This is a genomic window from Nonomuraea polychroma (assembly GCF_004011505.1).
Taxonomy (GTDB): domain Bacteria; phylum Actinomycetota; class Actinomycetes; order Streptosporangiales; family Streptosporangiaceae; genus Nonomuraea; species Nonomuraea polychroma.
Window position 1 is genome coordinate 9,830,971 of record NZ_SAUN01000001.1, and the last position, 11,668, is coordinate 9,842,638.

Sequence of the window (11,668 nt, forward strand, 5' to 3'; positions counted from 1 at the left end):
TGGCCGTCGGTCTGCCGGCCCAGGACACCGTGTTCGAGCGGCCGGACCGCACGGTGCGGGAGAGGTATGAGGGGGCGCTCGATCGGGAGTGCGCCGAGGCCGTGCCGCTACGCTCGCTCGGCCTCATGGGTCTTGATCGGGTTACGCGCCCGTTGGCAGGGCCGCCGCATCCCCCTTCCGTTAACGCCGTCACCGTCTTGACAGGTGATGCGCAAGCCTGCCAGTATCGTCACCAGTTGAACCGGTGACGCTCGATGTGTTCCCGGCGCACGTCCACCAGTCCAGAAGGGAAAAGCCATGGCTGTCAGCTATACCGGGGTCGTCACCGTCACGGGAGAGGGCCGCAACGGAGGCCGGGTCCAGGCCGACGACGGCCTCCTCGACACCACGCTCGCCTACCCGAAGGAGCTCGGGGGAGCGGGTGGGGCCACGAACCCGGAGCAGTTGTTCGCCGCGGGCTGGGGCTCCTGTTTCCTCGGCGCGGTCAGAAGGGCGGCGGCGCAGCGCAAGGTCACGCTGACGAGCACGGCCATCACCGCGGAGGTGACCCTGCACGGCGACGACGGCGGGTTCAGCCTCAGCGCCGTGCTCAACCTGGAGCTCGGAGGCGTGGACCAGCAGACGGCCGAGGAGCTCGGCGCCGCGGCCCACCAGATCTGCCCCTATTCCAAGGCGACCCGCGGCAACATCCCGGTCACCATCAACGCGAAAGCCGCCTGAGGTGCGACCCGTGCAGGACGCCGCCGAGACCGCGCGGCGTGCCCGCTTCGGCCGGCTGCCCGAGCGGGTCCGGCTCGAGGACACGGTCGAAGAGCGCGCAGCCACCACGCCGGACCCCGCGCAGCGGGCCTACGACGCGGACGAATGGCTCGTGAGGTACTGCCTATGAACCTGGAGGGGCATCGTGATGCGCATCCCCAAAACCGTGAGAGCGCTGGCGGTGGCCACGATCGTGGTGGCCGTCGCCCTGGGGTGCCTGGCCCAGGTGTTCTGATGCGGAAGCCGCCGAGGTGCTGAGCCAGTGATCGGCATGGAAGCGGCGCTCGACAGAGGACCACGAGAAGCCGGGCCGCAGGAGCAGAACGCGTCTTGCGGCCGGCACACCGGAGAGGACCCGGGCCGCGCCTCGCCTACGTGGGTTGGAACGCCGCCGTCAGGTGCTAGCACTAGCACCTGACCCTGCTAGCGCTAGCACCCCGCTAGCACCCGTTTTAGCCCGCGACCAGCAGGCTAGCGGCTAGCAGGTCCAGACATCCGTTCACGAATCAGCCGCTCAAGCGCCGACGCAGCAGGCAGAACTCGTTGCCCTCCGGATCGGCCAGGACGTACCAGGATTCCTCGCCCGTCTGACCCACGTCGGCGGGCTTGGCGCCGACAGCCAGCAGGCGCTCGAGCTCTTCATCCTGGTCACGATCGGTGGGATTCACGTCGATATGCAGCGGCAGCTTGCCGGCCTTGGGCTGGTCGCTCGGACTGAAGACGATCGTCGGCCGGAGTCCGCCGAAGCCTTCGTCCTCAGGACCGATCTCGACGCTGCCCTCGACCCGATCGAGGACGACGTAGCCAAGCACGTCACACCAGAACGCGGCAAGGAGTTCGGGGTCTCGACAGTCGATCACCAGTTCACTGATACGGCATGCCATGCGGTTCCCGGTACCCGCCTCGGGGCTCGCCCATGCGCCAGGACCAGCTTTGGTCCGTACGGCTGGACATCGGGTCAAGCCCATGCGCGCCTCCAATGCCGTCTCAGGGTTTGGATGACCCAGGTCATCGACGCGCTGTGCAAGGAGCGGGGCGGTGAGAAGCACCATCGTGCGGTCGCGGCCGCCTACCTGCGCGGCATGTCCACTCAGGAGTCGGCCGCCGCGCGGCTGGGGCTGCCGTTCACCACGTATCGCAGGCATCTTGCCGGCGGGGTGGAGCGGATCTGCCCGACCTCCCGGGTGGAGTAGCGGCCCGACGCGTACGGGGGCGTCATCGTACGCGGGAGCGGTCATTGAATGGAACGGGCGAGGCGTACATGCACGGTGAGGCCGCCGCCGGGATTGGCGGTCGCGGTGAGCGTGCCACGGTGTGCGGTGGCGACCGCGCGGACGATCGCGAGGCCGAGGCCATGCCCACCGGGCCGCCCCGCGTCGCCCTGGCGGGTCCGGCCCGTGCCGCGTGCGAAGGGCTCGAACAGCACCTCCACCCGCTCTGGGGTGACCCGCGGGCCGGTGTTGGTGACGGTGATGACGGCCTGGCGCTGGTCGGTGCCGACTTCGACCGTGGCCAGGCCGCCGGGGTGGTTGTGCCGGATCGCGTTGGCCACGAGATTGACGGCGAGCTGGCGCAGCAGGGTCGGATCGCCGTCCACCAGTACCGTGTCGAGCCGCGCGGTCACCGACACGCCACGCTCGGCAGCCTCCCTTGCCGTGATGGCGATGGCGTCGCGGGCGAAGCCGGCCAGGTCGGCGGGTGCCGTGGCGGCGACGCCGTTCTCGGCGCGGGCGAGGTCGAGCAGCGCGGTGACGATCCGCTCGCTGCGTTCGTTGACCTCGGTCAGCTCGGCGAGCAGCGTAGACGGGTCACAGGCCGACGGGTCGGCCGCGGCGAGGTCCAGGAGGGCCTGACTGGTGGCCAGCGGGGTGAGCAGTTCGTGCGAGGCGTTGGCGGCGAAGCGCCGGTGCCCCTCGAAGGCGGCCTGGAGGCGGGAGAGCATGCTGTCGAAGGTATTGGCGAGTTCCGTGAGCTCGTCGTACGGCCCTTGCAGCGAGACCCGCTCATCCAGGCTCCCGCCGGCGATCCGCCCCGCGGTGGCGGTGATCCGGCGGATGGGGGCGAGCATGCGGCCGACCACGAGCCAGCCGACGCCCGCGGCGCCCAGCGCGCACACCACCAGCGCTACCCCGGAGGCGAGCAGCAGCGTGTCGAGCACCTGCGTTCCTGCGCCGGTTGGCACCGGAGCTGTCCCGCCTGGAGACAGGGCCGGCGTAGGGGCGACGGCAGGCGTGAGCAGGTGGGACATCAGCAGGTAGACGATGGCCAGCGCGGCGGCCGTACCTGCGGTGAAGGTGGCGCAGTACAGCAGGGTGAGCCGGGCCCGGATGGTCAGGCGAGGGCGCAGGCGCATCACGGCGCCAGCCGGTAGCCGGAGCCGATCTCGGTGTGGATCGCGGGCGGGTCACCGAGCTTGCGCCGCAGCGAGTGCACGGTGATCCGCACCGCATTGGTGAAGGGGTCGGCGTGTTCGTCCCATGCCTTCTCCAGCAGGTGCTCGGAGCTGACCACGCCGCCCTGGGCGACGAGCAGGATCTCCAGCACGGCGAACTCCTTGCGGGTCAGCCGGATCTCACGGCCGTCACGGCTGACGCGCTGGGTGTGCGGGTCGAGCCGTATCCCGGCGCCGGTCAGCACCGGCGGGCGGGTCTGGGCCGGGCGCCGGTGCAGCGCCCGCACCCTCGCGACCAGCTCGGGAAGCCGGAACGGCTTGGTCAGGTAGTCATCGGCGCCCAGGCCGAGCCCGCTGACGGTGTCGTCGAGCGTCCGCGCCGCGGTCAGCATCAGGATGCGGCATGCCGCACCGCTCTCGACCAGTCTCCGGCACACCTCGTCACCGTGCACGAGGGGCAGGTCGCGGTCCAGAATCAGCACGTCGTACGCGGTGACGGCGAGCCGCTCCAGCGCCGCGGCTCCGTCGGGAGCCAGGTCCACCGCCATGGCCTCGCGACGCAGGCCCGCCATCAGGGTCCGCGCCAGCAGTGCTTCGTCCTCGGCAATCAAAACCCGCACCGGCCCACTCCCTTCACCGTGCCCGTCACTTCTGCGGCCCATCCTGGCCGAAGCGGTGTTTGGCCGGCGTTCGCTCGCGGACCGCGTCGATGACCCGGTTTCCAAACCTTGGCCGAATGCCTCTGCTGGCTCAATGGGCGGTGCTCGGACACCGACGAACAGGAGAAGTGAATGAAAGCACGACTCAAGCCGGCGGCAGTGATCGCTGTCCTGGTCCTGGGCGGGCTCACCGCTGCCGGGGTGGCGTACGCCTCGGCGGGCAACGGCAGCACTTGCGGGGCGCCCGGCCCGCTGACGTCGGCGGTCGGGCCGAACCCCGCCCCAGCCGCCGACGACGGAAAGCAGGAGCCTGGCGACGGCCCGCTGTGCGTGCCGGCCGTCCCGGCGGTCCCGGCGAAATGACCGAACGCGCCCGCGCACGGAGGTGCGCGGGCGCGTGCCTGCCCGAGGACACCCGCACCGTCCGACGGACCACCACCCGACCCGTCCGCAGCATCAATGCCGCCCGACCCCGCAAGGTCGGTCATGTTTCCTAGCGCATCCGCCAAACATGTCGTGGGACAGAAACGTCAACTATCTCTCGGGACTACACACCCGTGCTCGACCCCGTGCTCGACTCGGGGGTCTGCGATGCACGAGAACCGGCCAGTTCAGCGAAAAATCCGGTCGACAGGCGAGCCCGAGGTGCACTGTGATGAGTGCCAGCCGCCCGCTGCATGGAGCGAGCCGACCGGAGGAACTGCTCTTGGCAACCACGAGAACCGCGGACACCCGTCCCCCGATCAATACCGCACTGGTCAGGGACCTGGTCGATACGCAGTTCCCGCAGTGGGCCGAGTTGCCCTTGGAACTGCTCGAGCCCGCCGGCTCGGACCATGTGATCTACCGGCTGGGCGAGGAACTGTCCGTCCGGCTGCCCCGCCACGCCGGCGCCATCGGACAGGCTGAGAAGGAATATGAGTGGCTGCCCCGGCTCGCCCCACAACTACCGCTGACCATCCCGGTACCAATGGGAGTGGGTGAGCCCGACTTCGGCTATCCGTGGCGGTGGGCAGTGTCCCGCTGGCTGGAGGGCGAGGTGGCGACAGTCGAGGCGCTCGCCGACTCGTCCGGGGCGGCCGTCGAACTGGCGGAGTTCCTGACCGCCCTTCAGCGGTTCGCGCCCGAAGACATCCCGGCGGAGGAGACCCGCTACGAGCTCACGGCCCCACCGTTGGCGGACCGGGATCAGGCGACGCGGGCCGCCATCGCGGAAGTCGACGGCGCGTTCGACACCGCGGCGATGACCGAGTTGTGGAACGCGGCATTGAGCGCCCCCGCATGGGATCGCCCTCCGGCCTGGTTCCATGGCGACTTCCACACCGGCAATCTGCTGACCGTCGACGGCCGCCTCAGTGCGGTCATCGATTTCGGCGGGCTCGGCATCGGTGACCCAGCCTGCGACCTGACCATCGCCTTCACCCTGATGTCGGCCGAGAGCCGGGCCGCCTTCCGCGCCGCGCTCGGCGTGGACGACGCCACCTGGACCCGGGGCCGCGGCTGGGCCTTGGCCACCGGCCTGAACGCCTACATTTCCTACGCCGCCGTCAATCCCCGGGTCGCCGCGCAGACCACCCGTCAGATCACCGAGGCCCTCATCGGCTAGGCACTCCATCGGCAATCGCACCCTCCATTGCGTCGCAGAGCCGATCCGAACGTCGCAAGGTCTCTCGCAAAGTAAGTCCGGAACTCGCAACGTTCACGCGGACAGGACAAGAAAGCACACGGGGTTTCAGCGCCGTGCCGCCAGCTCGTCCAGCCCGTTGCCTGGGTGAGCCTCGCCCAGCACCACGAGAGCCTCCATCAGAGCGTGGTACAACTTGCGGTGGTCCCAGTGCCGGGGGACGAGCGTGCCGCCCTTACGCAGCTGGTCGGTGAGCGCGGCCGGGTGCTCGACCCAGTCGTGGGCGGTACTCGGCGGCCGCCGCGGCGCTGGGTGACCTCGGCCAGGCCCGCGCGTTCCAGTTCCCGGAGCCTGCGCCGGCCGGTATCGGCCGAGGCGCCCAGCAAGCCGCCCCGGTGGCCGGCGGAGGCCTTCAGCTGGTCAGCCTTGCGCTGGTTGGCCAGCACCAGCGCGTACAACCGCCACGCGGCCGGGGAAATGCGCTGATCGGATGTGAGGGAGGCCGACAGCAGATCCGCCCGGGCCGCTGGCCAACAGCTGGCGGCGTGCGCCATCCAAGGTCTTCTCGTTAACGCCCAGCGCGTCGGCAACCCAGCAGCGCCGCGCGTACGCCGGAGCTCGCCCGCCGCCCAGGGCGTGGGGCATCAGCGTCTCGTACATCGCCCACGCGGCTACCGCCAGGGCACTGGGCGAAGGCGAGCGCAGCAGCGAATCGAGCACCAGAGCCTTCGACGCGCTCACGGAGATCTTCATCGACTCCTACCGGCCGACACCTTTGGCGTCTTTGGCTGGAAAGCCAGGAACACTCCGTGCTGTGGACGGGGCCCGCCGACATCGTCGAGCGCTTCCTGGCCGTCCCGGCCTCCGGCGTCCACGAACGGGAAGAGCAACTGCGCGCCGGTGTCGTCCAGCGGGGCGAAGCCCACCTCGTCTATCACGAGGTCGTCGCGGAGCAGGTTCTCGATCACGCGGCCGACGGAGTTGTCGGCCAGACCCCGATAGAGCGCGTCTCAACCAGGTCGGCCGCGGTGAAGTAGCGCACCTTGTAACGACAACACCGACAGCCAGAAGTGGTTCCACCCCACCGCGGGGTCAGGTCCTGGCGGCACTCTGCCGACCAAGAACGTCGCCACCCTCCGGCACCTTGGGCAGAGCCAGTCGTCCCAAGCCACCGCGCTGTCGCTGTTCGGGCCGATCGGCGTGCACTTCTGGGCCAAGCGCACCGCCTGAGCCACCGGGATGACCACGCGCAGGGCCCGGCACCGCGAAATACGACCTTGATGCGCGACGCATCCGGCGCAAACCGATCCTCGGCGGCCTCATCAACGAGCACACCCGCGCGGCTTGAGTCAGCAGAGAAGCCCAGGCCAGTGCACGATCCTATTTTCGAGGGGGACCGCATGACTTTGTCGAGCGCAGCCACGTCCCCGAGCCGGAGGGGAAAGCCTTGCCCACCGCGTCCTGAGCCGGGCCGGCCGCTGGGTGGGACGGCTACCTGGCTGCGGCGGCCTCGCTCATGATCACCTTCTGTGGGATCCGAGCTGTCGCGAGCGCGACCCAGGCGCTGTCGTCGACGAACACGAGGCCGTCCCGGAGCGCGTCGCGCAGCCACGCCTCGACAGCGGCGGCGCCGACGTCATGGCCCAGCTCCCCCAGGTGGGAGCACAGCCCGTTGACCGTGCGGCGTCGGCGCAGTCCCCGGTAGGCGTTGGCCCGCCAGCCGGTCAACCGGTGCCGGGCCCCCGGCCATCCCGCGCGATGGTCGGTGATCAAGATCTCGGCGCCGTCGTCCTCGGCGACCAGCGAGGAGTGCGGGTAGTCGCGCCGCCACCGGCGGAGCGCGGCCATGAGGTCCGCCACGACGTCCTCGCCGATCCCGGCGTCGTCGCAGTCGAAGAAGTAGACGAGGTCGGCGAGCTCGCTCTCGGGGAGGTCATAGATGTCGCGGTAGAAGGCGGCGGGCTCGCGGCGGGCGAAGCCCAGCTCGGGACGCTCGAAGTAGGGACTGTAGCGTTCGAGGATGATGCGCTGGGAGTACGAGGGCGGCTGCAGGTGGACCAGCGCCGGGATCTGGTCGATCACGTTGAGGTAGTCCTCGGGCCGCTCCCCGGGGAAGCCGTACAGGTAGTTCCACTCGCAGGTGACGTGGTTGTCCTCGCAGTCGCGGAGGAGCCGGACGTTGGTCACGCCGTCCACCCCCTTGTCCATGAGGCCGAGCACCCTGCCGCTCAGGCTCTCGATCCCGGGCTGGAGCAGGACGATCCCGGCCTCGGCGAGCGCCGCGATCTGATCGCCGCGCAGGTTGGACTTGATCTCGTAGAAGACTCGCAGGTCCCAGTCGGCCTCGGCCATGCGGGGGAGCAGGGTCTTCAGGTAACCCATGTCGAGGATGTTGTCGACGGTGATCACGTCGAGGATCTGGTGGCGTTCCACCAGGGTGCTCAGCTCCGTCCAGAACTGTTCGGCGGACTTGCTGCGGAACCGCATGAGCGATCCGTTGAGGCCGCAGAACGTGCAGTGGTGCTTCTCGCCCCACCAGCAGCCGCGCGAGCTCTCGACGACCAGTTCCGGCGTGAGGTACTCGCGCAGCGGCGAGCGTTCGAACGCGTCCTGCCAGGCGGTGTAGTCAGGGATGGGGATCAGGCCGGGAGGCACGCTGTGCGCCGGCTGGACGTTGGCCACGGAGCGGTCGCCGTCCCACCAGCAGACGCCGGGGATGTCGGCGAAGTCTCCGCGCAGGGCGTCCTCGCCGAGCCGGGTGAGCAGGGCCGGGAACACCTGTTCCGCCTCGCCGCGGACGACCAGGTCGACGAACCGGTGGTTGCGGTGCAGGGCGGCGCCCATCGGCCCGTCGCAGTTGGCGCCGCCGAACACGACGGTCACCTCGGGCCGCAGACCCTTGATCCGGCGGGCGAGCGCGAGGCTGGCCGCGTTCTGCATGAAGGTGGTGGAGAACCCGACCACGTCAGGGCCGGACGCCAGGATCTCGGCCGCCACCTCCTCGACGAATCCGGTGGTGAGCTCGTGCATCCGCAGGATGCCTGCGGCGTCGAAGTTGTACGTCGCAGCGACGCGCTCCAGCGCGTCCGCGCCCCGGCCCGGGTCGTCGTACAGGCATCCGGCGAAGATCAGGTCTCCCAGGCCATGGAAGACCCCGGTGTCGGCGATCTCGGTGTAGTACGACGGCGGCGTCGCGTCGGCCGCGAACAGGTGCTCCGCCCAGCGCACGCCGCCGTGGTATTCGGTGACCTCGACTTCCGGGCAGTCCCGCGCGACCAGGCCGTGGAGCAGCCCGAGGGGCAGCGAGGGCCGGTTGATCGCCTGCCAGGGCATCGCCGCGAGTGTCAGCCGCATCTTGCGTCCGCTCCATTCGACACGAAGGTGGTCCGGTGGCGCGCCGGGCGCCGGGCGCCGGGCGCCGGTCAGCCGGGGAGGCCGGTCGAGGGAGCGAGAAGGCCGGTCCGCGCCTCGGTGGCCTTCTCGCCGTCACCTCGTCGTTCAGTCGGTACCGCGCGCCCGACGTTCCGAGACGGCCTCACCCGCGGGGGCCGCGTCCTTCCGGGCCTGACCCATGGTGATCCGCACCGAACGGCAGTACTTGGACGGCCGGATGCGGGTCTTCTTCAGAGTGGTGGCAATCATGTTCTCACCTCCTTCGCCTCGATCACCTTGAAATGGGCCTCGTCCGGCAGCGCCCGCACCGAGGCGGGTTCGAGGCCCGCCGACCGCAGGAGCGCCTCGAACTCCGCTTCGGTGCGCTCCCTGCCGCCCGTGGTCACCAGCAGGTCGAGGTCTCCCACGGCCGTCCAGGAGTCCGGGCGATCGGGCAGCATGAGCTCGACGACGATGAGGGCCGCGTGCTCGGGCATGGCGCGGCGGCAGTTGGCGAGGATCGTCCGGGCGCCGTCGTCGTCCCAGTCGAGCAGGACGTACTTGAGCACGTAGGCGTCGCCCCCCTCGGGGACCTCCTCCATGAAGTCTCCCGCGACGATCTCGCATCGCTCCGCGACGCCCGCCTCGGCCAGGACGCGCGGCGCGGACGCGAGACCGGCGGGGGTGTCGAAGAGGACGCCGCGCACGCCGGGCTCGCGGCGCAGGATCTCGGCGAGTAGCGCGCCCGCCCCGCCGCCCACGTCCACGACCTTCTTGAACCGCGAGAAGTCCACGTGGGTGGCCAGCGCCGGAGCGAGGTCGGCGGTGTCCCGCCGCGCGGCCTCGTGGTAGGCCGCCGCCAGCTCCGGACGGCCGGCCATGTACGCGAAGTTGTTCATTCCGGCGAGGTGGTCGAAGGCGGGCTCACCCGTACGGACGCTGTGCGTGAGCTCCCCCCAGGCTCGCCACGCCATGTCGTCCCCGGCGCTCAGCGTCAGGGCCGTCACCGAGTTCTCCGCCCCGAAGCGCAGGGGCCGTCCGAGCGCGCCGAGCCGGTACGAATCGGCGGCCGTCTCGATGATGATGTCCAAGGCCGCGAGTGCGCGCAGCAGCCGGTGCAGGGTCGGCGGGTGCGTCCCGGTCGCCTGGGCGAGCCGCGCGACCGTCTTCTCGCCGTCCGCGAGGTGGTCGGCGATCCCAAGCCGGACCGCGGTGTGGACCACCTGGGAGAAGCGGAACCCGAAGATCATCTTGAGTAGCTCGGCCCGGGCTCCCGCCTCGGCCGCGCCCTGGGTCTCGTCGTTGGTGCTCATCCGCTCGCCCCTCACAGCCCCATTGCGGGCACCGGCCAGCGCCGCATGCGGTAGGGGAGGACGACCACCTGGTCGCCGGCGCGCAGCAGGAGCCGTTCGTCGAGCAACGCCTCGGCCGCGTCGCGTTCGAGGGCGTCCAGGTCGGTGAGCGCGGTCGGCCGGAGGCACCGGAGGAACGCCCTCAGGACGTGCGGCTCGTCGATGGTGAAGCTCCCCGCCTCCTCCGGGTCCCGCACGTCCTTGACCTGGACGAACCCGGGCCCGCGTCGGTAGTAGCACAGCCCCGGCCGGAAGACCGAGCGCCATTCAGCGAAATCCGGTGCCGCGTTCTCGGGAGGCGGGAGATGCCACAGGAGCGGGACGACGGTCCGCGGCATCGCCTCGGCGCGCCAGTTCAGCACGCGGCCCGTGCCGAACGCGTCGCGCAGCGCGGCGACAGCGCCGAGCGCGACAGGCGCGTCATCCCATCGGACGGCCAGGTTCGAGGGGAGGTCGTCCTCCAGGGAAAGCGGCTGGGCTCTTGTCACGCGACCTCCACGCGGGTGATGCACGAGTCATGAGAAGTCTGACCCGATCATCATTCGAGGTCTATCCGTTAAGTGCGGAGCCTGCCGCGCAAAACGGACATCCCTGCCTTGGTCAACGCGCGCCTTTGAGCGTGGCCGAGGGAGACCGGCCGTACGCCGCGCGGTACACGTTCGAGAACCCGGCCCGTGTGCGTGAACCCTCAGCGCAGCGCGACGTCGGTGACGGTGCCGGGACGCGACCCGAGGCGGCCAGGTCCAGCAGGTCATCGTGCGCCCGTTGCAGGACCACCGCGGGTGAACTTCCGGCCCTCGCCGCGGCCGGTAATTGAGACGCCATCTCCGACCTCCGTCGCACCTGCGTCAACGCGGCGGAACGCGTGGAAGCTCCGCCACGGTGGCGAGTGACCTCACAGACGGCCGTGAAATCACCGGTTGGACGACAAATTGCACGCCCGTGACGCGCGGCCCGTTCCGGAAACGATCGTCCGGTATCCGGATCGCGCCGCAGGCCGCTCACTTACCGGATAGCCCGGCATTCCAGCTCTCCGTACGATCCACCGCAGGAGACCGAGAGACACGAGCATCAGGAGAAAAAGTGCGCAAGACCGTTCTCGCCCTGGCCGCGACCTTAGCGTTCACCGGGGCTGGACTCGCGTTTGCCGCCGCTCCGGCGAGCGCCGAGAACCGCGACTTCTCAGCCGACAACCGCGACTTCTCGGTAGAGAACCGCGATTATTCGATTCTCGCCGCCCCTGACTCCCGCCATTGGGCGAACGGCGGAGGCGTGTCCACGGCATCCATGAAGTTCGGATGAGCCGCAGAAACTGAGGTTCTGCCGTGCCCTGCCTCGTAGCCGGGCTGATTCTGGGTGGCGCTTGACGGCGTCGTCGTCCGGACCGAGGTTTCGCTGGCGAAGCCGGACCTCCATAGTCAAAGGCGCCGGCCAGTCTCGCGTGTCCGGCATTCCATCGACCGGCATCGGGTCGGTGCGGTTCATGGGAGGTCGCGTGCCAGGTTGGCGC

Annotated in this window: 15 protein-coding genes; 7 read left to right on the forward strand and 8 right to left on the reverse strand. The window is 70.0% G+C overall.

Going from position 1 to position 11,668, the window contains the following annotated elements; translation table 11 throughout:
- Positions 1–297 precede the first annotated feature (297 nt).
- Together EDD27_RS45480 and EDD27_RS55010 are read left to right on the forward strand one after the other, a co-directional pair.
- Positions 298–720, forward strand: coding sequence for an organic hydroperoxide resistance protein (locus EDD27_RS45480; RefSeq protein ID WP_127938546.1), 423 nt, complete (start codon positions 298–300; stop codon positions 718–720).
- Between the two features lies 1 nt (position 721).
- Positions 722–889, forward strand: a complete 168-nt coding sequence (locus EDD27_RS55010) for a hypothetical protein (protein ID WP_164904078.1) — start codon at positions 722–724, stop codon at positions 887–889.
- A gap of 376 nt (positions 890–1,265) precedes the next feature.
- Here EDD27_RS55010 and EDD27_RS45485 read toward each other — a convergent pair whose 3' ends face one another.
- Positions 1,266–1,643 (reverse strand): VOC family protein, encoded by a 378-nt coding sequence (locus EDD27_RS45485; protein ID WP_127938548.1) that lies wholly within the window; start codon positions 1,641–1,643, stop codon positions 1,266–1,268.
- 114 nt (positions 1,644–1,757) lie between these two features.
- On the opposite strand from EDD27_RS45485, the gene EDD27_RS45490 reads away from it, so the two are divergent.
- Positions 1,758–1,952: a hypothetical protein gene (locus tag EDD27_RS45490; protein ID WP_127938550.1), complete on the forward strand. Its 195-nt coding sequence runs from the start codon at positions 1,758–1,760 to the stop codon at positions 1,950–1,952.
- 41 nt (positions 1,953–1,993) lie between these two features.
- Here the strand turns inward: EDD27_RS45490 and EDD27_RS45495 are convergent, their stop codons facing one another.
- Positions 1,994–3,112 carry a sensor histidine kinase gene (locus EDD27_RS45495; protein WP_127938553.1) on the reverse strand — a complete coding sequence of 373 codons (1,119 nt, stop codon included), beginning with the start codon at positions 3,110–3,112 and terminating at the stop codon, positions 1,994–1,996.
- Positions 3,112–3,771 (reverse strand): response regulator transcription factor, encoded by a 660-nt coding sequence (locus EDD27_RS45500; RefSeq protein ID WP_127938556.1) that lies wholly within the window; start codon positions 3,769–3,771, stop codon positions 3,112–3,114. Before EDD27_RS45500 ends, EDD27_RS45495 begins: the two co-directional genes overlap by 1 nt.
- 171 nt (positions 3,772–3,942) lie before the next feature.
- Between EDD27_RS45500 and EDD27_RS45505 the strand changes: the two genes are divergently transcribed.
- Complete coding sequence (locus tag EDD27_RS45505; RefSeq protein WP_127938559.1) at positions 3,943–4,173, forward strand: hypothetical protein; 231 nt, start codon at positions 3,943–3,945, stop codon at positions 4,171–4,173.
- A gap of 343 nt (positions 4,174–4,516) precedes the next feature.
- Complete coding sequence (locus EDD27_RS45510) at positions 4,517–5,416, forward strand: aminoglycoside phosphotransferase family protein (protein ID WP_127938561.1); 900 nt, start codon at positions 4,517–4,519, stop codon at positions 5,414–5,416.
- Between the two features lie 438 nt (positions 5,417–5,854).
- Here the strand turns inward: EDD27_RS45510 and EDD27_RS45515 are convergent, their stop codons facing one another.
- A complete protein-coding gene (locus EDD27_RS45515; protein ID WP_127938565.1) occupies positions 5,855–6,187 on the reverse strand; it encodes a hypothetical protein in 333 nt (110 codons plus the stop codon).
- A 56-nt stretch (positions 6,188–6,243) separates the two neighbouring features.
- Here EDD27_RS45515 and EDD27_RS58135 point away from each other — a divergent pair, with 56 nt between their 5' ends.
- Positions 6,244–6,471 carry a hypothetical protein gene (locus tag EDD27_RS58135; protein WP_277750804.1) on the forward strand — a complete coding sequence of 76 codons (228 nt, stop codon included), beginning with the start codon at positions 6,244–6,246 and terminating at the stop codon, positions 6,469–6,471.
- A gap of 454 nt (positions 6,472–6,925) precedes the next feature.
- Here the strand turns inward: EDD27_RS58135 and EDD27_RS45525 are convergent, their stop codons facing one another.
- From EDD27_RS45525 to EDD27_RS55020, 4 genes are all read right to left on the reverse strand, one after another.
- A complete protein-coding gene (locus tag EDD27_RS45525) occupies positions 6,926–8,788 on the reverse strand; it encodes a RiPP maturation radical SAM C-methyltransferase (protein WP_127938568.1) in 1,863 nt (620 codons plus the stop codon).
- Positions 8,789–8,932: 144 nt separating this feature from the next.
- Entirely contained in the window at positions 8,933–9,076 is a 144-nt protein-coding gene (locus EDD27_RS55015; RefSeq protein ID WP_164904079.1) for a hypothetical protein, read from the reverse strand.
- Positions 9,073–10,119: a methyltransferase gene (locus EDD27_RS45530; RefSeq protein WP_164904080.1), complete on the reverse strand. Its 1,047-nt coding sequence runs from the start codon at positions 10,117–10,119 to the stop codon at positions 9,073–9,075. Before EDD27_RS45530 ends, EDD27_RS55015 begins: the two co-directional genes overlap by 4 nt.
- 11 nt (positions 10,120–10,130) lie before the next feature.
- The gene (locus tag EDD27_RS55020; RefSeq protein WP_164904081.1) at positions 10,131–10,646 is read right to left on the reverse strand and encodes a DUF5825 family protein; all 516 of its coding nucleotides are present in this window, start codon (positions 10,644–10,646) and stop codon (positions 10,131–10,133) included.
- A gap of 595 nt (positions 10,647–11,241) precedes the next feature.
- Between EDD27_RS55020 and EDD27_RS55025 the strand changes: the two genes are divergently transcribed.
- Positions 11,242–11,460, forward strand: a complete 219-nt coding sequence (locus EDD27_RS55025) for a hypothetical protein (protein WP_164904082.1) — start codon at positions 11,242–11,244, stop codon at positions 11,458–11,460.
- Positions 11,461–11,668 lie beyond the last annotated feature (208 nt).